Source organism: Oleiphilus sp. HI0123 (genome assembly GCF_001635315.1).
On the sequence record NZ_LWGE01000515.1, the window covers coordinates 1 to 610 of the forward strand.

Annotated in this window: 1 protein-coding gene; it reads right to left on the bottom strand. The window is 44.9% G+C overall.

The window, feature by feature from the left end; translation table 11 throughout:
* Window positions 1-610: peroxidase family protein (locus A3761_RS04840; RefSeq protein ID WP_304439585.1), on the bottom strand; the 610-nt coding region annotated here is incomplete at both ends.

The following is a 610-nucleotide window of genomic DNA, read 5'->3' on the forward strand; positions in this document are numbered from 1 at the left end:
TGCGTGAGCATGGATTGGCTTTTCATAACCGAGTGGCGCGACATCGTCCTTACGATTTACTTTTTCCCAAAGTACCGTATTAATCAGGCCACCAATATCGATATCAGTTAACCCTGGACGCTCTCCTGCATCATATTCAGTACGCATTGCACCGTTCGTCCATAAGAGCTGCTCTTTATCACAAGCTGACCACTCTTTGTAGTTATCTGGAATCTTCAAACCCCATGGTTTAAAGGCATTATCTACACCCGTTAAGCTTAACTCTAGCTCGGGGAAGTGACGACGAATCACGTCAACCATGGTGTTATTTTCTACCCAGTCGATACCTTCTTGCGTGTACACTTCAGGTGTATAGCTTTCAGTATAGAAACGGTCTGTCATCAAACGACGAGAAGCATTCAGGATAAAGACCTGGAAAGCCGTCTCACCAAAGGCAAAGCCATCAGGACGCACTGTTTCAGCTAGCTGACCCACCAAAGCATCGATCTGCTCAATGTCATTGTTATAAACACGCTTCAATTCAGCCAAAGTTGTAGGGTCTTCAGTTAAATCCTCAAACTTGGTAATCGGATTCAAACCAATCTGGCGACGGAATTCGTTGTAACGTGGT